The sequence below is a fragment of the Actinoplanes sp. TFC3 genome, from assembly GCF_001553785.1.
GTDB lineage: Bacteria > Actinomycetota > Actinomycetes > Mycobacteriales > Micromonosporaceae > Actinoplanes.
Window position 1 is genome coordinate 4,327,907 of record NZ_LOJP01000001.1, and the last position, 21,363, is coordinate 4,349,269.

14 protein-coding genes are annotated in these 21,363 nt (G+C 70.1%); 8 read left to right on the plus strand and 6 right to left on the minus strand.

Going from position 1 to position 21,363, the window contains the following annotated elements:
- Positions 1 to 23: 23 nt before the first annotated feature.
- Positions 24 to 5,441 (minus strand): pullulanase-type alpha-1,6-glucosidase, encoded by a 5,418-nt coding sequence (gene pulA / locus TFC3_RS19475; RefSeq protein WP_067501871.1) that lies wholly within the window; start codon positions 5,439 to 5,441, stop codon positions 24 to 26.
- 124 nt (positions 5,442 to 5,565) lie between these two features.
- On the opposite strand from pulA, the gene TFC3_RS19480 reads away from it, so the two are divergent.
- The gene (locus TFC3_RS19480) at positions 5,566 to 6,978 is read left to right on the plus strand and encodes an NAD(P)/FAD-dependent oxidoreductase (RefSeq protein WP_067501874.1); all 1,413 of its coding nucleotides are present in this window, start codon (positions 5,566 to 5,568) and stop codon (positions 6,976 to 6,978) included.
- Here the strand turns inward: TFC3_RS19480 and TFC3_RS19485 are convergent.
- Entirely contained in the window at positions 6,975 to 7,808 is an 834-nt protein-coding gene (locus TFC3_RS19485) for a siderophore-interacting protein (protein ID WP_067501877.1), read from the minus strand. The genes TFC3_RS19480 and TFC3_RS19485 overlap by 4 nt on opposite strands.
- Positions 7,809 to 8,184: 376 nt before the next feature.
- On the opposite strand from TFC3_RS19485, the gene ileS reads away from it, so the two are divergent.
- The 5 genes from ileS to TFC3_RS19505 all read left to right on the plus strand — a co-directional run bounded on the left by ileS (position 8,185) and on the right by TFC3_RS19505 (position 14,644).
- A complete protein-coding gene (gene ileS, locus TFC3_RS19490; protein ID WP_067501880.1) occupies positions 8,185 to 11,301 on the plus strand; it encodes an isoleucine--tRNA ligase in 3,117 nt (1,038 codons plus the stop codon).
- Positions 11,302 to 11,426: 125 nt separating this feature from the next.
- Positions 11,427 to 11,582, plus strand: a complete 156-nt coding sequence (locus TFC3_RS38130) for a hypothetical protein (RefSeq protein WP_161952636.1) — start codon at positions 11,427 to 11,429, stop codon at positions 11,580 to 11,582.
- A 26-nt stretch (positions 11,583 to 11,608) separates the two neighbouring features.
- Positions 11,609 to 13,102 carry an alpha-amylase family glycosyl hydrolase gene (locus tag TFC3_RS19495; protein ID WP_236718207.1) on the plus strand — a complete coding sequence of 498 codons (1,494 nt, stop codon included), beginning with the start codon at positions 11,609 to 11,611 and terminating at the stop codon, positions 13,100 to 13,102.
- 44 nt (positions 13,103 to 13,146) lie between these two features.
- Complete coding sequence (locus tag TFC3_RS19500) at positions 13,147 to 13,407, plus strand: zinc-ribbon domain-containing protein (RefSeq protein WP_236718208.1); 261 nt, start codon at positions 13,147 to 13,149, stop codon at positions 13,405 to 13,407.
- A gap of 43 nt (positions 13,408 to 13,450) precedes the next feature.
- A complete protein-coding gene (locus TFC3_RS19505) occupies positions 13,451 to 14,644 on the plus strand; it encodes a hypothetical protein (RefSeq protein WP_153040303.1) in 1,194 nt (397 codons plus the stop codon).
- Positions 14,645 to 14,805: 161 nt separating this feature from the next.
- On the opposite strand, the gene TFC3_RS19510 is transcribed toward TFC3_RS19505, so the two are convergent.
- From TFC3_RS19510 to TFC3_RS19520, 3 genes are all read right to left on the minus strand, one after another.
- The gene (locus tag TFC3_RS19510; RefSeq protein WP_067501892.1) at positions 14,806 to 16,059 is read right to left on the minus strand and encodes a D-arabinono-1,4-lactone oxidase; all 1,254 of its coding nucleotides are present in this window, start codon (positions 16,057 to 16,059) and stop codon (positions 14,806 to 14,808) included.
- A gap of 56 nt (positions 16,060 to 16,115) precedes the next feature.
- Positions 16,116 to 17,027, minus strand: a complete 912-nt coding sequence (locus TFC3_RS19515) for a lamin tail domain-containing protein (protein WP_236718209.1) — start codon at positions 17,025 to 17,027, stop codon at positions 16,116 to 16,118.
- 76 nt (positions 17,028 to 17,103) lie between these two features.
- Positions 17,104 to 17,730, minus strand: a complete 627-nt coding sequence (locus TFC3_RS19520; RefSeq protein ID WP_067501898.1) for a hypothetical protein — start codon at positions 17,728 to 17,730, stop codon at positions 17,104 to 17,106.
- 63 nt (positions 17,731 to 17,793) lie between these two features.
- Between TFC3_RS19520 and TFC3_RS19525 the strand changes: the two genes are divergently transcribed.
- Complete coding sequence (locus TFC3_RS19525) at positions 17,794 to 19,194, plus strand: MFS transporter (protein ID WP_082772167.1); 1,401 nt, start codon at positions 17,794 to 17,796, stop codon at positions 19,192 to 19,194.
- Positions 19,195 to 19,357: 163 nt separating this feature from the next.
- Here the strand turns inward: TFC3_RS19525 and TFC3_RS19530 are convergent, their stop codons facing one another.
- The gene (locus TFC3_RS19530; RefSeq protein WP_067501902.1) at positions 19,358 to 20,380 is read right to left on the minus strand and encodes a LacI family DNA-binding transcriptional regulator; all 1,023 of its coding nucleotides are present in this window, start codon (positions 20,378 to 20,380) and stop codon (positions 19,358 to 19,360) included.
- Positions 20,381 to 20,424: 44 nt separating this feature from the next.
- Here TFC3_RS19530 and TFC3_RS19535 point away from each other — a divergent pair.
- The coding region (locus TFC3_RS19535; protein ID WP_236718210.1) for an FAD-dependent oxidoreductase at positions 20,425 to 21,363 on the plus strand (939 nt) is incomplete at its 3' end.

Here is a 21,363-nt window from a genome sequence, read left to right on the forward strand (position 1 = left end):
TACGGGACGACGGCTGGCAACTGTCAGCGCTGCACGAACACCGCCACCGTCCGTCCCGCAACCGTGAACGTCCCGCTGCCCTTGGCGAAGGTGGCGTTCAACCCGCGCTGCTCGGGATGCAGCCCCACCGCAGCCCCGCGCAGCGACGCCACCGTCTGCGTCACCGTTGACGGCGTCGCGTTGAACACCACGGTCACCGACGTCCAGCGCCGGTCGACACCGCGGCCGTCCAGCTTCATCGTGATCACACCCGGTGTCTCCTGCGCGCCGGACACCGGGAACGACAAGCGCTTCTGCACCTGCGCGGCGCTACCCAGGTTGAACACCGGGGACGAGGCCCGGATGCGCAGGAGCTGCTGATATCCCGCGTCGGCCAGGGTGATCGCGTCGCAGCCGGGTTTGAGCGCCGGATCCGCGAGCAGAGGCTTCGCGTACGGCCACTTGCTCTGATTGTCCGCCGCCGCAGGCAGTCCCCGGCCGAAGCCGTTGCCCCGGGTGCAGTCCCATTCGATGCGGTTGAACCAGTCGCCGGAGTTGAACGAGTTGCGATCCAGCGACTTCGAGCGCAGCCGCTGCGAGCCGAGCGTCACGAACCCGGAACCCTGACCGAGCGCGGTGGTGGCCAGCGCGACAACCTGCTGACGGGCCCGGTCGGTGGCGGACGTGGACGGGGGCAGCTTGTAGGCCAGGGCGTCGTACAGGATCTCGTTGTCGTGGGCATCCACATACGTCACCGCCTCACGCGGTGCCGCGGTGTAGCCGGCCGGGGCGCCGTTGTAGTCGATCTGCGCACCGGTGTGCCGCCTGCCATCGGAGGCGGTGAACGTGTACCCGGCCAGGTTGCCGGTCAGGCCCACCTTGATCAGGTCGTGGTAGTGCAGCAGGCGGGCCTTCTGCTCGGCCGGGGTGCCGTTGACCGGGTCGCCGTTGGGGTCGCTCAGCAGCCCGGAGGCGAAACCCTGCACGCGCGGGTTCTGGTCGAACGGTCCGCCACCGCGCACGGCATCGCGGAGCCGATCGTTGAAGGTGCCGACGCCGGTGCCGGCCATAGTTGCCTGCGTGGCCTGCTCGAAACGCGCGTTGCCGGCCACCTCACCGAAATCCCAGCCCTCGCCGTACAGGATGATGCTTCTGCCGTCGATGCCGTCCTTGGCCAGGGTGAGACGATCGAGCGCCGACCGTACCGCCAGAATGTTGGCCTTGGGGTGATGACCCATCAGATCGAAGCGGAAACCGTCAATCTTGTACGCCCGCGCCCACGTGACGATCGAATCGACGACCAGCTTGCCCATCATCGCGTTCTCCGGCGCGGTGTTGGCGCAGCACGTGGAATTGGCGACCGTGCCGTCCTCGAGCAGCCGCTGGTAGTAGCCCGGCACGATCTGGTCGAGCACCGAATGGTCGTCGGTGCCCGCGGCGGCGGTGTGGTTGTAGACCACGTCGAGCACCACCCGCAGACCGGCCTTGTTGATCCCGGCCACCATCTCCCGGAACTCCCTGGTCCGCGCGGCGCCCTGCGGATCGGTGGCATACCCGCCCTCGGGCGTCGTGTAGTGCAGCGGGTCATAACCCCAGTTGTAGCCATCGACATCGGCGACCGCGGCGATGCACTTCTGCTGCTCCTCGGAATCCGGGGGCAGGGCCGCCAGATCGCACGGCGGCTGCCTCTGATCGGCGCGGCGTTCCGGCGTGGAAGCAAAATCAAAGACAGGCAGAAGATGGGCGTACGTACTGCCGGCCTTTGCAAGCGCAGCAAGGTGTTTCAGGCCGGGGCTCGCGGCGTCGGTGAACGCCTTGTAGGTGCCGTCAGCGGAGAAGTCACGTACCGACAGCTCCGTGATCTGCACGTCCCGCGCCGCGGGCTTGCGCAGGCCCGCCCAGCCCGCCGGCGTCAGCGCCGCATCGCTCAGATCGGCTATCTGACTGTGCGTGGAGTCCGCCGACAACGCCACCGAGTACGGATCCGTGACGCTCGCCGTGACAACCTTGCCCACCACGGGCTGCCACGCCGTCACGCGATAGCGGTAGTACTTGTTCTTCCACGCACCCGGCCCGCTGACCGACCACACACCCGTCGCCGCATCCCGGCTCATCGCCACGTCACGCGAACGCGCCGACGGCGAATCAAACAGCTCCAGCGTCACCTCGTGCGCGGTCGGCGCCCACACCGTCAAGCTCGGCTTACCCTGCCGGAACACCGGACCCAGCTTCGCCCCGGTAGCCGCGGCGTACACGTCATCGAGCGCCCCGGCCAGTTGCACCCCGGTCGCGGACAACAGCTTGCCCGTCGCATCGCGCTCGGTCACCGCCACCTGACCTCTGAGAATCCCCCGGATGTCGGTGCTGGGTTCTGTTTCGCAGAAGTGGTCGGAGCGCGGCGGAGTCCAGGCGACGGCTGGGCCCGCCGCAGCCCGGCCATCCCCTGCGAAACAGAACCCAGGCAGCTTGAAAACGTTGTACTGCCACAGATGCGGATACTTGCGCCGCTGCGCCTCCGACAAACCGTTGCGCTGCGCGGACAATCGCACCCTGTGCGCGGGCGCCGCCGGATCCAAACCACCCTCCGGCGCCCAGATCAAGTCATAGAGACGCCCGTCAGTGCCCGCCCCCGTCGGCTCCAGTGTGCTGCCCGACCCCGTCTTCCACGCAATCGCCGACCGGTCCAGCCACACCGCCGCCGACCTCGACAGGTCCACCGTGCCACCCTCAGAAGCCTTCACCACAGCAGGAACCAGGCGATCCGGTACGCCCGCAAGTAACCAGATCTCGCGAACGCCGGACGACACCTCAAGCCGCTGGTCGGTCGGCAGATCCTTGGTGTCACCGTTGTGCAGGATGTAGTTCAGCCCCGTCGCACCGGGCGCCAACGGCACCCGGAACGTCACCCCGAACGCGTCAGTTCCGGTCGGCTGCAACGGCGCCGACCAGTCCGTCGGCGTGGCCGCGCCCTCCCACACATGCAGACCCCAACCGCCGTAATCCCCGCCGGCCCGGCGGTAATGAATGACAGCGGTGTTCTCATCCTGCGGGGCATCGGGCCGGGTTGTTCCTGTTGCCGGGTCACCCTGCTTCACCCACACCTCGGGCGTGGCCGACGGATCAAGGAAACGGTCAGCCGCCACGTCCTTCACCCCGTCCTTGTCCACGACGATGAACCCGACGCTCCTCGCACCGGGCTTGAGCTTCACCCAAGCGAACCGACCGTACGCGTCCTCGCCGGCGAACGGCTGGCCCTGTGGATAAGTCGTGACCGCTGAGTCGTCGACGTCGCCGAAGGCGTACAGACCCCAGTTGTCGTAGTCGCCGGCCGGGCGTTGATAGTGGACGATGGCGTAATCCGTCCCGGCCACCGGCGCGGGGCTCCCCGCTTGAATTCTCGTTGTGGAGTGGGCGGTGCGGCCAGTGGTGTCGCGCACACTGGCGACGTAGGTGACCTCGGTGCCGCCGGCCAGTCCGGTGAGATCGTGGTACACGGTGGTGCCGGTGCCCAGGCCCTGCCAGGGTCCCCCGGCGACGCGCGCCTGCCAGGTCACCGTGGCCAGCGGGTCGCCGGTGGTGCTTGCGGTCAGCTCGGTGCGGGTGGGCACCACAGCATTCCGGGCCGGTGACGTGATGGTGACAGTGGGAGCCGCGGCGCTGCGGGCGATCAGCGAGCCAGCCCGGTAGGCCAGCGACGACAGCGCGGGCACGGTGATGCGCAGTTTGCCGTCGGCGCCGGTAAGGGCGGCGCCTGCCCCGCCGTAGATGCCCTGCCAGGCCGAGCCGGGGGTCCAGGTGTCCACGGTGACGGTTTGCGCGGTGGTCGCGTTGTTGACCGCGATCACGTATTCGCGGCGCTCGGCCGGGTTGATGCGGGAGGCGGCGAACACGCCGGGGCCGTCGGCGGCGTACCGGGTGATCTGCTGGCCGTCGCGCAGCGCTGGGTGGGCTTTGCGCAGCCCGCCGAGCGTGGCGATGGTGCGGTAGAGCGGATGCCTGGTTTCGTAGTTGGCCTGCGCGTGGGTGCGTTCGGTGCCGATCAGGTCGTCGTCGAGGTAGTCCTTGGTGCGGCTGGCGAACATGTCCTGCCGGGCGTCCTTGTCGCCGCCGGGGCCGGTGAAGCCCTGCTCGTCGCCGGAGTAGATGACCGGTTGGCCGCGGGTGAGGAACATCAGTTCGTGGGCGAGCTGGTCGCGGCGCAGGTAGGTGGCGGGGTCGGCGGTGCCGGTTTCGATGAACGAGCCGATGCGGCCCATGTCGTGGTTGCCGAGGAAGGTGGGCAGCCGGTTGGCGCTGGTGGTCGCGGTGGTGTAGAGCCCGTCCTTGGCGTACAGGCCGGCAAGGGCCCGGGCAGAGCCGCCGTCGGCGGTGTAGGACCTGGCTGCGGCTTGGAAGGAGAAGTCGAGGGTTGCGGGCAGGCCGCCGCTGCGGACGTACCGGGAGGAGACTTCTTGATCTGCGCTGTAGACCTCGCCGAAGGTGAAGAAGCCGGGTTTTCCGGCGCGGCGGGCGGCCTCGGCGATGCCCTGGGTGAAGCGGGGCCAGAAGTCCAGGCCGGCATGTTTGACCGTGTCGATGCGGTAGCCGTCGATGCCGGTACGAGCAATCCAGTCGGCGTAGATCTTGGTCATGCCGCGGACCACCTCGGGGCGTTCGGTCCACAGGTCGTCCAGGCCGGCGAAGTCGCCGTACTCGCTGTTCTCGCCGGTGAAGGTCGAGTCGCCGCGGTTGTGGTACATCAGCGTGTCGTTGAGCCAGGACGGCACCTTCAGGTTTTGATCCTGAGGATCAACGACGGGGGTGTACGGGAAGGAGCGCGCGTTCACCGCCGGGAACCCGCGCGTGCCGTCGGCGTAGTTGCGGTCCTCGAAGGCCCGGCCCTGGACGTCGGTGTAGGGCTTGGCCGTCTTGGTGACGTAGGTGCTGCTGTTCCCGGCGTAGTGGATGACGTCGGCGGTGTGGTTGACGATGATGTCGAGGTAGATCTTCATCCCGCGCCGGTGGGCCTGCCCGACCAGGCGTTGCAGGTCGGCGTTGCTGCCGAAGTGCGGGTCGACCTGGGTGAAGTCGGTGATCCAGTAGCCGTGGTAGCCCGCCGATGATCCCTGCACCGCTTTGTTCTTGAAGACGGGGGCGAGCCAGATGGCGGTGGTGCCCAGGCCCTGGATGTAGTCGAGGCGGTCGATGACGCCCTGCAGGTCACCGCCGTGGTAGAACCCCTTGTCGGCCGGGTCGTAGCCCGTGGACAGCCGGTCGCCGTGGTTGTTCGCTGGGTCGCCGGTGTTGTTGGCCGGGTTGCCGTCGGCGAAACGGTCGGGCAGCGCGAAGTAGAACTGCTCGTTGTCCGGGGCCTTCTGCGGGGTGGCCGGTGGTGAAGACGCGGCGGCGGGCGCCTCGGCGAGGGGGACCCCGGACAAGCCGAGAGCCAGGACAAGGGCCAGGAGGACGCGCGGGGTCTTCACATCGACGGACGTTAACGTCCGGCGCACTGTCCATGCAAGACTTTGCAACCTCTGACAATTCGTTGCAGCGCCTCACCGCGCAAACACCGCCGCCGTCGGCGGCCCGGGTGGCAGGATTCAACCCATGAGTGAATACGACGTCATCGTGCTCGGCGCCGGACCGGTGGGCGAGAACGTGGCCGACCGGGCGGTCAAGGGCGGGCTGACCGCGGTGCTGATCGAGCACGAACTGGTCGGCGGCGAGTGCTCGTACTGGGCGTGCATGCCGTCCAAGGCGCTGCTGCGCCCGGCCCAGGCCTTGCGGGCCGCCCAGCGCGTGGGTGGGGCCGCGCAGGCGGTTACCGGCAAGCTCGACGTGCAGGCGGTGCTCGCGCGGCGCGACTCCTTCACCAGCAACTGGAAGGACGACGGTCAGGTCGGCTGGGTCGAGAGCGCCGGGATCGCGCTGCTCCGCGGGCACGGCCGGCTGTCCGGGGCCAGGCAGGTCACCGTCACCGCCAAGGACGGCTCGCAGACCGTGGTGAACGCCCGGCACGCCGTGGTGATCGCCACCGGCTCGGACGCGCTGATTCCCGACATCCCGGGGCTGCGCGACGCCGACCCGTGGACCAGCCGCGAGGCCACCAGCGCCAAGGACATCCCGGACACCCTCGCGGTGATCGGCGGCGGCGTGGTCGGCGTGGAGATGGCCACCGCGTACGCGAGCTTCGGCACCACCGTCACCTTGATCGCCCGTGGCGGGCTGCTGGCCGGCTCCGAGCCGTTCGCCGGGGAGAAGGTCGCCGAGGCGCTGTACGAGCAGGGCGTCACCGTGTTGCTCAACACCGCGACCTCCCGGGTCACCCGCGACGGCGACGAGGTGAGCATCGAGCTCGGCGACGCTCGCACGGTCACCGCGCAGGAGGTGCTGGTGGCCACCGGTCGCACGCCGCGCTCGGGCGACATCGGCCTGGACAGCGTGGGCCTCAAGCCCGGCGAGTGGCTGCACGTCGACGACACCATGCTGGTCGACGGCTTCGACTGGCTGTACGCCGCCGGCGACATCAACCATCGGGCGTTGCTGACCCACCAGGGCAAGTACCAGGCCCGCGCGTGCGGTGACGTGATCGCCGCCCGCGCGGCCGGCAAGCCGGTGTCCGACGCGCCGTGGGGCACCCATGTGGCCACCGCCGACCACCGGGGCGTCCCGCAGGTCGTGTTCAGCGACCCCGAGGTGGCCTCGGTCGGGCTGACCGCCGACGCCGCCTCAAAGGCCGGCTACGACATCCGCGTGGTCGACTACGAGTTGGGCAGCGTCGCCGGGGCCGGCGTCTACCAGGACGGCTACCAGGGCAGCGCCCGGATGGTCGTCGACGAGAAGCGCAAGGTCGTGCTCGGCGTCACCTTCGTCGGCCCGGACGTGGACTCGCTGCTGCAGGCGGCCACGGTTGCCGTGGTCGGCGAAGTGCCCCTCGACCGGCTGTGGCACGCCGTGCCCGCCTACCCGACGATCAGCGAGATCTGGCTGCGGCTGCTGGAGGCGTACGGACGACCCTAAGCTCCTTGTTCGGCCTCGACCTGCTGGTTCCATTCGCGCTTGCTGGACTGCCAGCCGTCCTCGTTCATGCCCCGGCGCCAGTAGCCGGAGACCGACAGCTGCGCCATGGGGATCTGCTTCTCGACCCGCAGCAGCCGGCGCATGTCCTTGACGAAGTTCGCCTCGCCGTGCACGAACGCGTTCATCGTGCCGTCCGGCCACGCGAACGCGCGCACGGCCTCGGCGAGCAGCTCCCCCGCGGGCCGCTCGCCGCGGTGCAACCAGGTCAGGTCGAGCTCGGCTGCGGTCTCCAGCTTCTGCTCCTCAGCCGGGCCGGCGACCTCGATGAACGCGTGCACCCGGGCACCGGCGGGCAGGCCTTCCAGGGTGGCGGCGATCGCGGGCAGAGCGCTCTCGTCGCCGGCCAGCAGATGCCAGCCGGCCGCGGGGTCCGGGGTGTACGCGCCGCCGGGGCCCATGAACCGGACCGGGTCGCCGACCTTGGCGCCGGCGGCCCACGGTCCGGCGATGCCCTCGTCGCCGTGCACCACGAAGTCGAGCCACATCTCCGGCACCTCGGGCACCCACCGCCGTACCGTGTAGGTGCGCGTCACTGGCCACTGCTCGCGCGGCAGCGTCTCGCGGATCGCCGCCACGTCGAAGGGTTCGGGGTAGTCGACGCCGGGCGGCGGGAACAGCACCTTGACGTAGTGGTCGGTGAACTGCCCGGCCTCAACCTCGGCCAGCCCCTCCCCGCCCACGACGATGCGCACCATGTGCGGGGTGAGCTGCTCGATGCGGGTGACAACGCCGGTCTTCGCGGTGCGCACCGGCCTGTTCGGGTTCGACATTTTGATAAGGCTACCCTTACCCGCGGGTGAGACCGAAGGCCGACAGCACAAACCCATGAGGCCGGCGACGTCGCGGATCGTGTCGAACTGCCACGGCACCTGGCCGGGGTATTTGGGTGTCAGGGCGAGCGGGGCGTGCGGTAGCATTGCGGTCCGCGAGGCGCTGACGGGGACGAGTACCGACGAACGCAGCCACGAGCGAGCCGGGGACGGTGTGAGCCCGGCGGCGTGCCCGTCGCGAAGATCACCCCCCGAGCCGAGCGAGCCCGCAAATGAGGGGGCCACGGACGTCTCGTGGTCAAGGAGGGTGGTACCGCGGGGTTCTTCACGAGCCTCGTCCCTCCGTTGGTGAGCACACCCGACGGAGGAAGGACCGATGTACAAACCCGTTCCCGCGCAGGTCGACCTGGGCGCCCTCGACCACGAGGTGCTGCACTTCTGGCACGCCAACAGCGTGTTCAACCGCAGCCTCGAGCAAACCCAGGGCCGCCCCGACTGGATCTTCTACGAGGGCCCGCCGACGGCAAACGGCATGCCCGGCACGCACCACATCGAGAGCCGCGTCTTCAAGGACGTGTTCCCGCGCTACAAGACCATGAAGGGCTTCCACGTCGCCCGCAAGGCCGGCTGGGACTGCCACGGCCTGCCCGTGGAGCTGGCCGTGGAGAAGGAACTCGGGTTCACCGGAAAGCAGGACATCGAGGCGTACGGCATCGCCGCGTTCAACGCCAAGTGCCGCGAATCGGTGACCCGGCACACCGACGCCTTCGCCGCGTTGACCGAGCGTATGGGCTACTGGGTCGACATGGACGACGCCTACCGCACCATGGACCCCGGGTACATCGAGAGCGTGTGGTGGTCGCTGCAGCGCATCTTCGACAAGGGCCTGCTGGTCGAGGATTTCCGCGTCGCGCCGTGGTGCCCCCGCGACCAGACCGCGCTGTCCGATCACGAGCTGGCGCAGGGCTACGAGAACGACATCGACCCCTCGGTGTACGTGCGCTTCCCGCTGACCAGCGGCCCGCTCGCCGGTCAGGCGTCACTGGTGGTGTGGACGACCACGCCGTGGACGCTGGTGTCCAACACGGCGGTCGCGGTGAACCCCGACTTCACCTACGTGGTGGCCACCGACGGCACCGAGAAGCTGGTGGTCGCCGGCGACCTGGTCGAGCAGGCGCTGGGCGAGGGCTGGAGTGCGACCGGTCAGACGTTCACCGGCAAGGAGATGGAGCGCTGGACGTACCAGCGGCCCTTCGATCTGGTCGAGATCCCCGGCGCGCACTTCGTGATCCTGGCGGCCTATGTCACCGCCGACAGCGGCACCGGGCTGGTCCACCAGTCGCCGGCGTTCGGCGCTGATGACCTCGCGAGCTGCCGCGCCTACGGGCTGCCGATGGTCAACCCGGTGCGCCCCGACGGCACCTTCGAAGCCGGCCTGCCGCTGGTCGGCGGGCAGTTCTTCAAGGCCGCGGACCCGGCGCTGGTCACCGACCTGCAGGCGCGCGGGCTGCTGTTCCGGGAGCTGCAGTACGAGCACAGCTACCCGCACTGCTGGCGCTGCCACACCCCGCTGATCTATTACGCGCAGCCGTCCTGGTATGTGCGCACCACCGAGATCCGCGATCAGTTGCTCGCCGAGAACGAGAAGACAAACTGGCAGCCCGAGACCATCAAGCACGGCCGGTACGGCGACTGGCTGACCAACAACGTCGACTGGGCGCTGTCCCGCTCGCGTTACTGGGGCACCCCGCTGCCCATCTGGCGCTGCCCCGAAGGCCACCTGACCTGCATCGGCTCCCTGGCTGAGCTGTCGTCGCTGGCCGACCGCGATCTCTGCACGCTCGACCCGCACCGCCCGTTCATCGACGAGGTGACCTTTGCCTGCGGTGAGTGCGGGGAAACGGCCACGCGTGTGCCCGACGTCATCGACGCCTGGTACGACTCGGGTTCGATGCCGTTCGCCCAGTTCGGCTACCCGTACAAGAACAAGGAGCTGTTCGAGCGCAGCTACCCGGCGCAGTTCATCTCCGAGGCCATCGACCAGACGCGCGGCTGGTTCTACACGCTGATGGCGATCGGGACGCTGGTGTTCGACAAGTCGGCGTACGAGAACGTGGTCTGCCTCGGGCACATCATGGCCGAGGACGGCCGCAAGATGAGCAAGCACCTGGGCAACATCCTGGAGCCGCTGCCGCTGCTGGAACGCCACGGTGCCGACGCGGTGCGCTGGTTCATGGCCGCGGTCGGCTCGCCGTGGGCGCAGCGCCGGGTGGGGCACAACACCTTGCAGGAGGTGGTGCGCAAGACCCTGCTGACATATTGGAACACCGTGGCGTTCCAGGCGCTCTATGGTCGTACCGCGGGATGGTCTCCCTCGGACGCGGACCCGGCGCCTGCCGATCGGCCTGTGCTCGACCGCTGGGTTCTCTCCGAACTCAACACGTTGGTGCGCAATGTGGACACGGCGATGGCCGCGTTCGACACCCACGAGACCGGAAAGCTGCTGGCGGCGTTCGTCGACGACCTGTCGAACTGGTACGTGCGCCGCAGCCGCCGCCGGTTCTGGCGCGGCGACAAGGCGGCGCTGGCCACCCTGCACGAGGCGCTGCGCACGGTGACGCTGCTGATGGCCCCGATCACCCCGTTCATCACCGAGCGGGTGTGGCAGGACCTGATCGCCCCGGTGGACGGCACGGCCGCGCGGTCGGTGCACCTGGCCTCGTACCCGGTCGCCGGCGATTCGCTGATCGACCCGTCCCTGGGTGAGCAGATGGCTCTGGTGCGGCGCCTGGTCGAACTGGGCCGCACCGCCCGCGCCGAGTCAAGCGTGAAGACCCGTCAGCCGCTGGCCCGGGCGTTGGCGTCGGCGCAGGGCTTCGACTCGCTCAGCCCCGAACTGCTGGCCGAGATCGCCTCGGAGCTCAACGTCGGGGTGGTGCTCAACGTGGCGTCGGCCGGTGGCTCGCTCGTGGACACCACAGCCAAGGCCAACTTCCGGCCGCTCGGCAAGCGTTTCGGCAAGGGCGTACAGGACGTGGCCAAGGCAGTCGCGGCCGCGGACGCCACTGCACTGAAAGAAGCCCTGCTCACCGGTACGGCCACAGTCCGCGTCAACGACGAGGACATCACGTTGTCGCCCGACGAGGTCATCATCACCGAAACACCCCGCGAAGGCTGGGCCGTAGCCTCCGAACAGGGCGCCACCCTGGCCCTCGACCTGCACCTGACGCCGGAGCTGAAACGAGCCGGCCTGGCCCGCGACGCCATCCGCCTCATCCAGGAAGCCCGCAAATCCAGCGGCCTGGAAGTCTCGGACCGCATCGCGCTCCGCTGGAGGGCCACAACCGCGGAGACCGCGGCCGCCCTGCAGGAACACCGCGACCTGGTAGCCGACGAGGTCCTGGCCACCGACTACGCCGAAGGCGAGCCGCAGTGGGGCACGCCGTTCACCGAGGAAGCGATCGGGTTGACCTTCTGGCTCAAGAAGGCCTGACGACAACCGCTGATCCCTGCGACGTCATACCAGCGTCGCGGGGATCAGCTCGTCTCCGATCACCGCTCGCAGGGCTCCCAGCCGGTAAACTGCTGTCACCTACCAAGGCTGCTGGGAGGTCGTTCATGTGTCTCCGGGCCTTTCACCACGTCGCCCAGGACGTCGCATCGGGGCGGCTGGCTCGTGAGGCTGTGCCCAGCGAGGTAGTCAGCTTCGCAACCAGCAACCTCGCCGTGCTCAGGCAGATCTTCCCGGCCTGCAAGCTCGGCCCGCGGGCCTGACGGTGCGGGCGTGGTGGCGTGACGCCGTGGTCTACCAGATCTATCCGCGCTCGTTTGCCGACTCCGATGGCGACGGTGTGGGTGATCTGGCCGGGATCACCGCGCGGCTCGGATATGTGGCCGGGCTGGGTGCCGCGGCTGTCTGGCTGACGCCGTTCCAGCGCTCACCCCAGGCCGATCATGGGTACGACGTGAGCGACTACTGCGACGTCGACCCCCTGTTCGGGGACTTGGCCGCCTTCGACGCGCTGGTCACGCGCGCCCATCAGCTGGGGCTCAAGGTCATCGTCGACGTCGTGCCGAACCACTGCTCGGTCGAGCATCCGCTGTTCCAGCAAGCGCTGCGCGCCGAGCCGGGCAGCGCCGCCCGTGCACGGTTCCACTTCGCCGACGGTCACGGGGACGCACCGCCCAACAACTGGCCCAGCGTGTTCGGCGGCCCGGCGTGGACCCGCGTCGATGACGGACAGTGGTATCTGCACCTGTACGCACCGCAGCAGCCCGACTGGAACTGGCGCAACCCGGCCACCGGTGACTTCTTCGCCGGCGTGCTGCGCTTCTGGTTCGACCGCGGCGTCGACGGCCTGCGCATCGACGTGGCGCACGGGCTGTTCAAGGCCGCCGGGCTGCCCGACCTGGCCGACCCCGCCGCGGTGCCCCCCATGCGGCTGCGCGGCAATCCCCTGGCCTGCGATCAGGACGAGGTCCACGACGTGTACCGGCGCTGGCGCACGATCGCCGGCTCCTACGACCCGCCCCGCGCGCTGATCGGTGAGGTCAACCTCGACCCGGAAAGATCAGCCCGCTATGTACGCCCGGACGAGCTGCACCAGTCGTTCGCCTTCGCGCTGGTCACCGCCCCCTGGAACGCCGCCCGCTGGGCCGGGACCGGCGCCCGGCTGCTCGCCTCGGCCGGGGGCGCGCCGGTCACCTGGGTGGTCGAGAACCACGATGTCGTGCGCACCCCCACCCGCTACGGCACCCCGGCGCGGGCTCGGGCGGCGTTGCTCGCGATCCTGACGTTGCCGGGGGCGGCGTACCTCTACCAGGGTCAGGAGCTGGGGTTGCCGGAGGCGCCGGTGCCGCCCGGGGATCGCCAGGATCCGGCGTGGGCACGCTCGGGCATCAGCCGCGACGGGTGCCGGGTACCGATGCCGTGGACCCGCGATCCGGCCGGGACCTACGGGTTCTCCCCCGCCGATGCGGGCGCGCCGTGGCTGCCGGTTCCGCCCGGATGGGGCGACTATGCGGGGCCACCGGCTGCGTTCCTCGCCGACGCGATGCACCATCGCGGGCGGCTGCTGGCGGCGGGCACGCTGAGTGCGGACGACCCGGTTGAGTGGTCGGCCGGTCCGGACGGGACCCTTCTGGCCGTACGAGCACAGCAATGTGTTCTCGTCATGGCCATGGGTGATCGCGATGTCCGGGTACCCGCCGGGACCATCCTCGCGGCCAGCGGGCCGGTGAGCCAGACCCGGACGATCCCGCCGGACACGGCCGTGTGGCTCTCCTTGCAGTGACAGGTGCGCCTCGGTCACCTTTGTCGGGTTCTCAACGTCACGGTGTGGCGGGGCTGACGGGCGGGTACCCGTTCCCCATGTTCCTGCTTTTCGGTCTTCGCTCCAAGGACCACATGGTCGCCACCCGCACGATGGTCTGTGAGGTGTGCGGCTGGAATGTGCCGCAGGCGGTGCTGAAACGCACGACCAAGTTCACGTTGTTCTTCATCCCGCTGTTCCCGGTACGCCCGAGCCGCACCTTCCTGCAATGCCAGCACTGCTCGGCCTTCCGCCCAGCCGACGCCCACGCCGCAGCGCTGCGCTGAACGCCCTCAGCAACCGGTTGCTGGTTCACCTTAGGATCCGGGTATGCCACGGGGACTGGTTGCTGTCGTTGCGCTTGCGGGGCTGCTGGCCGGGTGTGCCCACACTTCCCCCGCCAGTGGCCACAAGGATGTGCTCGGGTTCGTCAAGCACTCCGGGGCCGTCGAGTGGCCGGCCGCCGATGACTACATTCCGGACGGCGACGGGCTGCGGATACTGGTGCCCGAGGGTTCCTGTACCCGCGGCATCGGTACGTACCGCAACGGGTACCGGGATGTCACGGCCAACTGGACCGGGCCGGACACCTGCGACTCGCTCAAGTTGAATCCGTCCCCGGCAAACGGGGCGCGCACCACCGGTGACGGCCCGCCCGATGCGGTGGGCGGGTGGCGGGGTGGCGGGGTCGCGGCCGAAGCCGTCGTGGTGGGCGAGGACGGGTCGCTGCTGACGGCCGGGGACACCGGCTTGGCGCGGTACCGCAAGGGAAACCGCGAAGAGCTGGCCCGAACCGACCTGTCAACCACCGGCCTGGAGGGGCAGGGCTCCCGCTCGCTCGTACGGGGAATGGCCGTCACCGGCAGCGGCCGGATCCTCGTGAACGCCGACCTGAGCACGGAGGCCAAACCCGCGCCCGTCCTGCTCGCATCCGACGATCACGGCAAAAGCTTGCGGCGGATGCCCCTTCCAGCGTTCGAGGGCGGGGCCGGACGGCAGACCATCAGCGTCATCGCCACCGCCGGGGACGAGGTGGTCGCGATGGGGGTCTCGCGGCGCCAGGCCGTGGTCTGGCGGTCGGGTAACGGCGGGGACACCTGGACGGTCTCGGCGGTCGGCGAACTGCCGGACAACACGATGATCACCCGCCTGGTGCGCAGCGGCGGGCGGTGGGTGGCGCTCGGTGGATACCGGACGACAAAGGATTACACGTACGTTCTCAGCAGCGTCAACGGTCACGTCTGGCAGCCCGGCCCGGCGGACGGGCTCGGCGTGGGCCGCGTCCAGGATGTCACCGTGGACTCGACCGGGGACCTGGTGATGGTGGGCCTCAGCTACGGTTCCCGGCCCGGGGGCGAGATCAACAACTGCGGGGTGGTCTGGGTGGGCGACGGCGAACGGGCATGGCAGCGCGGCGACCTCGGCTGCGGTGACGCGGCCCCGCAGGCGGTGACCACGCTGGCCGACGGGCGCGTGCTCCTCGCCGGCAACCGGGATCTGTGGCTGCGCGCGGGAGTGCAGTGATGCACCGGCGTGACCTTTTCAAGCTGACTGCGGCCGTACCGTTTGACGCCCTGCCTTTGACTGCGCCTTCGCCTCTGACGACGCCCAGCTGACGAACTGACGGCGCGCCGCCACCGCGCAGGAGTTGAACACCCGGATGGCGGCGAACGACCGGTAGCGGCTCAGCCCAGGATGGCTTGCAGGTACGGGTTGCTGAACACGCCGTTGGGGTCGTGCTGGCGCACCAGGGCCACGAAGTCGGCGAAGTGCTCGTATTGGGCGCGCACGGTGGACGGGTCGGTGGTGAAGACCTTGCCCCAGTGCGGGCGCGGGTCGAACGGGGCGAGCGCCTCCTCGAGCCGGGCCACCGCGGGCAGCACCGCGTCGGCGTCGGCGACCCAGGTGAAGTGCAGGGCGAACGTATCGCGCTGGTAGTTGGGGCTGAGCCACAGGTCGTCGGCGGCGATGGTGCGCAGCTCGCAGATCTGCAGGACCGGGGAGATGTGCCCGCCGATCGCGGCAACGGCGTCGATGGCCTCCAACGCCCGCTCACGGGGCAGGTGATACTCCGACTGCAGCTCCTGGCCGCTGCTCGGAGTGAATTCCATGCGGAAATGGGGCAGCCGGGTGTGCCAGGCGCCGGGCTCGCCGGACTGGTCGGTGCTGTTGTGCGCGGGCATGCCCGGCACCGGGTGACGCGGGCCGTCGGCGCGGTGGGCGCCGTGGAAGTCGTCGGAGGTCAGCTCGGTGCGGCGCTTGAGCCATGCCATGGTGATGTCCCGGCTGGTCCAGTTGGTGAACAAGCTGACGCTGTAGCCGGCGCCGAGGATCGCGTCCAGGTCGGTGTCGAGCGAGGCGCGCGGCAGGTCGTCGTACACGTACTGGCGCAGTTCGAAGGCCGGGACGACGTCCAGGGTCAGCGAGGTGACCACGCCGAGCGCGCCCAGGCCGACCACCGCGCCGCAGAAGTTGTCGCCGTCGCCGTCGCGGCGCAACGTGACCAGCTTGCCGTCGCCGCCGATGAACTCGATCGCCGAGACCGCCGTGGCCAGGTTGCCGTTGTGCTGCCCGGAGCCGTGGGTGGCGGTGGCGATCGCCCCGGCCACCGAGATGTGCGGCAGCGAGGCCATGTTGTGCAGGGCCAGGCCCTCGGCGTCGAGGCGCCCGGCCAGCTCGCCGTAGCGCATACCACCGTCGATGCGCACCGAGTTGTGGTACGGGCCGACCTCGAACACCCGCGGCAGAGCGGCCAGCGAGACCAGGTCGCCGGTGGTATCGGCCATCCGGTTGAAAGAATGCCCGCTGCCGAGCACCTTGACCGGCCCACCGCCGGCCACCAGTTCCTGGACCTGCTCGACCGTCTCCGGCCGGTGCAGCCGCCGGGCCCCGAACACAATGTTGCCGGCCCAGTTCGTCACCCGTTCGTTGTCGCTCATCCGCCCAGCACATCACGGAAGGATGCCGATCGTCACTCAGGTGAGGGGCACAAAATTTACCCGGCCGGGTAGATCATCCAGGCCCGCAGGTCACCCTGCGGGTCGAACAGATAGCCGCCGTCGCCGCGGTCCTGCTCGTCGCCGGTCGGGTTGTCGAAGACCGGGGCGTCCAGGCCCCAGAAGAAGTCGGTGGCGGTGGTGGTCCCGGCGAACACGTGCACGGTGATAATGGCGCCCGGGTGCACCATGGTGCGCGGCGGGAAGGTGTAGCGGCGCAGCCCCGAGTCGCGGACCCACCAGCCGGCCAGCGAGATCGGGTACGCCGCGCCGTTGGTGAGGTGCACCAGTTCCTGCTTCCAGTCGACGGTCACCGAGATCGGCTCGGACTGGTAGGGCCCGCTGCCGCACGCATCGGTGTCGAACAGGTTCAGCCCGGCGTGGGCCGCGCTCCGGGTGCCCGCCCGGTAAGCGGAGTTCCAGGCCCATTCACCGGCGAAGGGCTGCCACAGCGCGAACCCCTGCCGTACGAGCTCAAGCCCCGCATCGCGCCACACTCCCCCGATCCGTAGCTGCACCGCGCGCAACGGCCGGTTCAAACTCGAACTGCTCGCATCCTGCGCGGTCAGCCGCACCACCCCACCGCCGGCGCGCACCAACTGCTCCAGCCGGGCGGTGGCTTCGAGGGCATGGCAGTCGCCGCGCCGCTTGGCCACGATCGAGGAGTGCACGCTGAGTTCCATGGCCTGCGCATCGATCAGCCGGATCGAGCGCGGCTCACTGGTGCCGTCCCCGGCGAGGTCGACCATGAGGGTGTCGCCGTCGCTGACCCGCACCACCTTGCCGGTCCACACCTGGCACCGGGTGACACCGCCGGGCAGGCAGGCGGAGGTGGCCGCCGAGGCGGGCGCGGGCAGGGCCGCGACCAGGGCAATCACGGCGGTGGCAAGGCAGGAGAGTCGGCGCAGCACGGTCATAGCATCGACGGGGTACGCCCCCACTCAAGTGCCAGCCGGTTGCCACCCGGGCGCCGGCGGGCAGCGGCGATCAGGTGGCGAACCAGCCGCAGTCGGGGCACAGGTCGAAGGCGGCGTAGCGGCGCACGCGGGGCTGGTTGCAGTGGGGGCAGCGCGGTGGGCGCTCGCCGGCGGCGCCGGGGCGATTGAGGTGCAGGACGGCGAAGTCGATGACGCGGCGGGGCAGGCCGTCGCCGGGGTCCACCGACAGCGCGCCCGCCGCGAAGCCGGCCGGTGAGCGCAGGATCAGCCAGGGGCGCACGTGCTGGGACGGGGGCTCGGTGAGCAGCGGGGCGACCTGGTCCGGGTCGACCTGGTCGATGCCGGTGACCTGGGCGGCTTGTGGTCGTACCCCTTGAGTTCCCAGATCTTCTCGCCAATGTTTGCGCGCGGCGGGCGGGCCGGGCAGGTGGGCTCGCAGCACCAGGCACAACGGGGCCGTGTCGGTGCCGAGCATGCCGATCTTCGCCTCGGCCTCGCGGGTGTCGTTGAGGCCGGAGAGCTTGGCCGGTCCGGGTTCGAGGTTGTGCACCTCGCGGGTGAATTCCCAGAGGGCGTCGCGGACGGCGGGCAGGACCACTTCGTCGCAGCGGGACCCACGCCAGCGCTCGGTAGCTGCGGGGCGGCGCGACGGGACGAAGACGGGCCCGTACGACATAGTCGCATGGTGTCATCACCATCACAGTCGATGATCATCGGGTCGCATGGTTGAGTCGGGATCATGACTGATACCGGGGTGGGGCTGCGGTCCGAGCGCGGGCCGGTGCTGGCTGCCGTCATGCTGGCCACCGCGCTGGTCGCCATCGATGCCACGATCATCGCGACGGCGGTGCCGTCCATCGTGGCCGACATCGGGGGCTTCGCCGAGTTCCCGTGGCTGTTCTCGACCTACCTGCTCGCGCAAGCTGTGTCCGTACCGGTATTCGGCAAACTCTCTGATCTGTTCGGCCGCAAGCCGGTCGTCCTGGCCGGCATCGCGCTGTTCCTGGCCGGTTCCATCGGGGGCGGGCTGGCCGGCGGGATCGGGATGCTGATCGCCTTCCGCGCGGTGCAGGGTCTGGGCGCGGGCGCCATCCAGCCGACCACCATCACCATGGTCGGCGACCTGTACTCGGTGCAGGAACGCGCCAAGGTGCAGGGCTACATCGCCACCGTCTGGGGCACGGCGTCGGTGGTCGGGCCCACCCTGGGCGGGGTGTTCAGCGAGTGGGTGTCGTGGCGCTGGATCTTCTTCGTCAACATCCCGCTGTGCGTGATCGCGGCCCTGGTGATCGTGCGCAGCTTCGACGAACGCGTCGCCCGCGCTCGCCCGAGCATCGACTACCGCGGCACCGTCCTGCTCACCATGGGTCTCACGCTGATCCTGCTGGGCCTGCTGGAGGGCGGGCAGAGCTGGGCGTGGACGTCGGTGCCGGGACTCGCCGTGCTGGGCGCGGGCGTCGTGCTGCTGATCGCTTTCGGGCTGCTGGAGCGCGTGGTCAAGGAGCCGGTGCTGCCGCTGTGGGTGTTTCGCCGGCGGCTGCTGATGTCCAGCGGCCTCACGAGCTTCGGCATCGGCGCCGTGCTGCTCGGCCTTACTTCCTACATTCCCACGTACGCCCAGACTGCGCTCGGTGCCGGCCCGCTCGTGGCCGGCTTCACGCTGGCAACGCTGCTGCTCGGATGGCCGCTGGCCGCCGCGCAGTCCGGCAAGCTCTACCTCAAACTGGGTTTCCGGGGCTGCGCATTGATCGGTGCGACCATCGTGCTGGCCGGCTGCCTGCTGCTGCTCCTGCTCGGCCGCCATTCCAGCGTGTGGGAGGTCGGCGCGTACTGCCTGGTGATCGGGGTGGGGATGGGCTTGACCGGCCCGCCCACGATCGTGGCCGCGCAGGCCAGCGTGGGCTGGGAGGAACGCGGCGTGGTGACCGCCAGCAACGTGTTCCTGCGCTCGCTGGGCAGCGCGGTGGGTGTAGCGGTCTTCGGCGCCATCGCCAACGCCACGATCCGCGGTGCCGCCTCCGACCCGGAGCGGATGACCACGGCCGTCCACCACATCGTCGTGGGCCTGATCCTGACCTCGGTTGTGATGGTCGCGATGGTGCTGCTCATGCCCCGCAACGACATCCCGGAGGACGTGTGAGCGTGACGTGGTCAGCCGGGGTGAGGGGCGGGATTGACCTCGGGTGCGGCCGCGGGCAGCCCTGGTGCGGACGGTTTCGACGGAGTCGGTGAGCAGGCGGCGCAGGACGGGTCCGGCGGCGGGATCGCGGAGGCTGCCGAGGTGCCAGCCGGCCGAGGCCGGCTCATGCCGAGCGGCGCAGGACCAGGCTGGTCGACAACACCACCTCAGCCGGGGCCGGCTCCACGCCGTCGATCTTGGACAGCAGCAGCCGTACCATCTCCTGCCCCATCTGCTCGATGGGCTGGTTCACGCTGGTCAGCGGCGGGTCCGTGTGCCGGGCGATCACCGAGTCGTCAAAGCCGATCACCGCCACGTCCTCGGGAACCCGCCGCCCCCGCTCGCGCAGCACGCGCATCGCCCCGGCGGCCATCGCGTCGGAGGCGGCGAACACCGCGTCCAGCGCCGGATCCTCGTCGAGCAGGCGCGTCATGGCCGCCGCTCCGCTCTCCTCGCTGAAGTCGCCGTGCGCCACCGTGCCCGGCCCGGCCACGTCCTGGTAGCCGGCCAGGCGGGCCAGACCTGCGGCAAGGTCGAGGGCGCCGGTGATGGTGGCGATGCGCTGGCGGCCTTGATTCCTCAGGCACGTCACCGCGTCGCGCGCACCGCCGCGGTTGTCGGCGTCGACGTAGCAGCACGAGCTCACCCCGGTGGGACGGCCGGCCCGGACGGTGGCTACGCCGCGGTGTTCCAGTTGGGTGGGTAGCTGGTCGTCGCCGTGCAGGGACAGCAGCAGCGCGCCGTCCACGTGCTGGCGGGTGAGGTAGCCCTCGAGGCGTTGGCGCTCGTGCGGGGCCTGGGCGATCATCAGCACCATCTGCAGGCCGCGCTCGACCAGGCCGGTGGAGATGCTCTGCACGATGCGGCCGAAGAAGGGCTCGGCGAAGAAGCGCTCACCGGATTCGAAGACCACCAGGGCGATCGAGTCCGTGCGCTGGGTGACCAGGGTGCGGGCCGCGCGGTTGGGCACGTAGCCGAGCTCGGCGATCGCGGACTCCACGGCGGCGCGGGCCTGCGGGCTGACCTGGGCCGAGCCGTTGATGACGCGGGAGACCGTGCCGCGTCCGACGCCGGCTAGCTCGGCGACCTGGTCCAACGTCGGGGGCCGGTGTCCGGATGCCCTGGACCTTGCCGTAACCGCCGCCATGGGTGCAAACGTACCCCTTGCGGGTGACGGCGTACGCTGCGCCCGTGCTGCGAGCATCTCTGGTGTCCCGCTGGGGTGAGGATCCGTGGTCGCGCGGGTCGTGGAGCCTGATCGGGCGCGGCGGCACCCCCGCGGACCGGGTGAGGCTGGGCGCGCCGGTGGGTGGGCGGCTGCGACTCGCCGGGGAGGCCACGCACTCCACCCGGGCGGGAATGACGCACGGGGCGTACGAGAAGGGCCGCGAAGCCGCGCACTGGGCCGCGGATCTCGGGCATCGCCGGGTCGCGGTGGTGGGCGCCGGGATGGCAGGGCTGGCCGCGGCCCGGCATCTGACCCGGCTCGGGGTGTCCACGCAGGTGTTCGAGGCGCGCGAGCAGGCCGGTGGCCGGGCGATGGGCGTGGACCTGGACGGTGCCACGTTCGACCTGGGCGCGAACTGGCTGCAGCAGTACCCGGAGAACGTGCTTGCCCGCCTGGCCGAGCGGCTGGGTCTGCGTACGGTACCGACCGGCTTTGCTGATCCCCTGGTTCTGGGCGGTTGTCCCGTGCCGGCGGGGCTGGCGGTGGAGGCGCAGCGCCGGTTGGCCGCGGCGCCGGCGGACGCCTCGATCGGCGAGGTGCTCGACGAGTGGCTGCGAGACCCGGCGCCGTGGACGTCTGCTCAGGTGCGGCGCTTCGCCGAGGCCGAGATCGTCATGGACGCCGGGGCGCCGCTGGACAGGCTCAGCGCCCGGCACGGCTTCGAGCCGGGGGTGGGTGAGGGCGACAGGTGGATCGCGGGCAGCTATCGGCTGCTGGTCGAGCAGCTGGCCCGCGGGTTGAGCATGCACTTTGCGCGGCCGGTGCCCCGGGTGGCGGTGCAGGAGCACGGCGTGCGGGTGCTGGACGAGCGTTTCGACGCGGCGATTGTGACCGTACCGGTGGGGGTGTTGCAGGCGGGGGGGCTGGAGGTCGACCCCCCCCCGCTGCCGCAGGGGCACCGC

What these genes read in the sequence shown, in the direction of transcription:
- TFC3_RS19480 (WP_067501874.1), top strand. Translation starts at nt 5,566, where the DNA reads ATGAGTGAATACGACGTCATCGTGCTCGGCGCCGGACCGGTGGGCGAG.
- TFC3_RS19485 (WP_067501877.1), bottom strand. Translation starts at nt 7,808, where the DNA reads ATGTCGAACCCGAACAGGCCGGTGCGCACCGCGAAGACCGGCGTTGTC.
- ileS (WP_067501880.1), top strand. Translation starts at nt 8,185, where the DNA reads ATGTACAAACCCGTTCCCGCGCAGGTCGACCTGGGCGCCCTCGACCAC.
- TFC3_RS38130 (WP_161952636.1), top strand. Translation starts at nt 11,427, where the DNA reads ATGTGTCTCCGGGCCTTTCACCACGTCGCCCAGGACGTCGCATCGGGG.
- TFC3_RS19505 (WP_153040303.1), top strand. Translation starts at nt 13,451, where the DNA reads ATGCCACGGGGACTGGTTGCTGTCGTTGCGCTTGCGGGGCTGCTGGCC.
- TFC3_RS19510 (WP_067501892.1), bottom strand. Translation starts at nt 16,059, where the DNA reads ATGAGCGACAACGAACGGGTGACGAACTGGGCCGGCAACATTGTGTTC.
- TFC3_RS19520 (WP_067501898.1), bottom strand. Translation starts at nt 17,730, where the DNA reads ATGTCGTACGGGCCCGTCTTCGTCCCGTCGCGCCGCCCCGCAGCTACC.
- TFC3_RS19525 (WP_082772167.1), top strand. Translation starts at nt 17,794, where the DNA reads ATGACTGATACCGGGGTGGGGCTGCGGTCCGAGCGCGGGCCGGTGCTG.
- TFC3_RS19530 (WP_067501902.1), bottom strand. Translation starts at nt 20,380, where the DNA reads ATGGCGGCGGTTACGGCAAGGTCCAGGGCATCCGGACACCGGCCCCCG.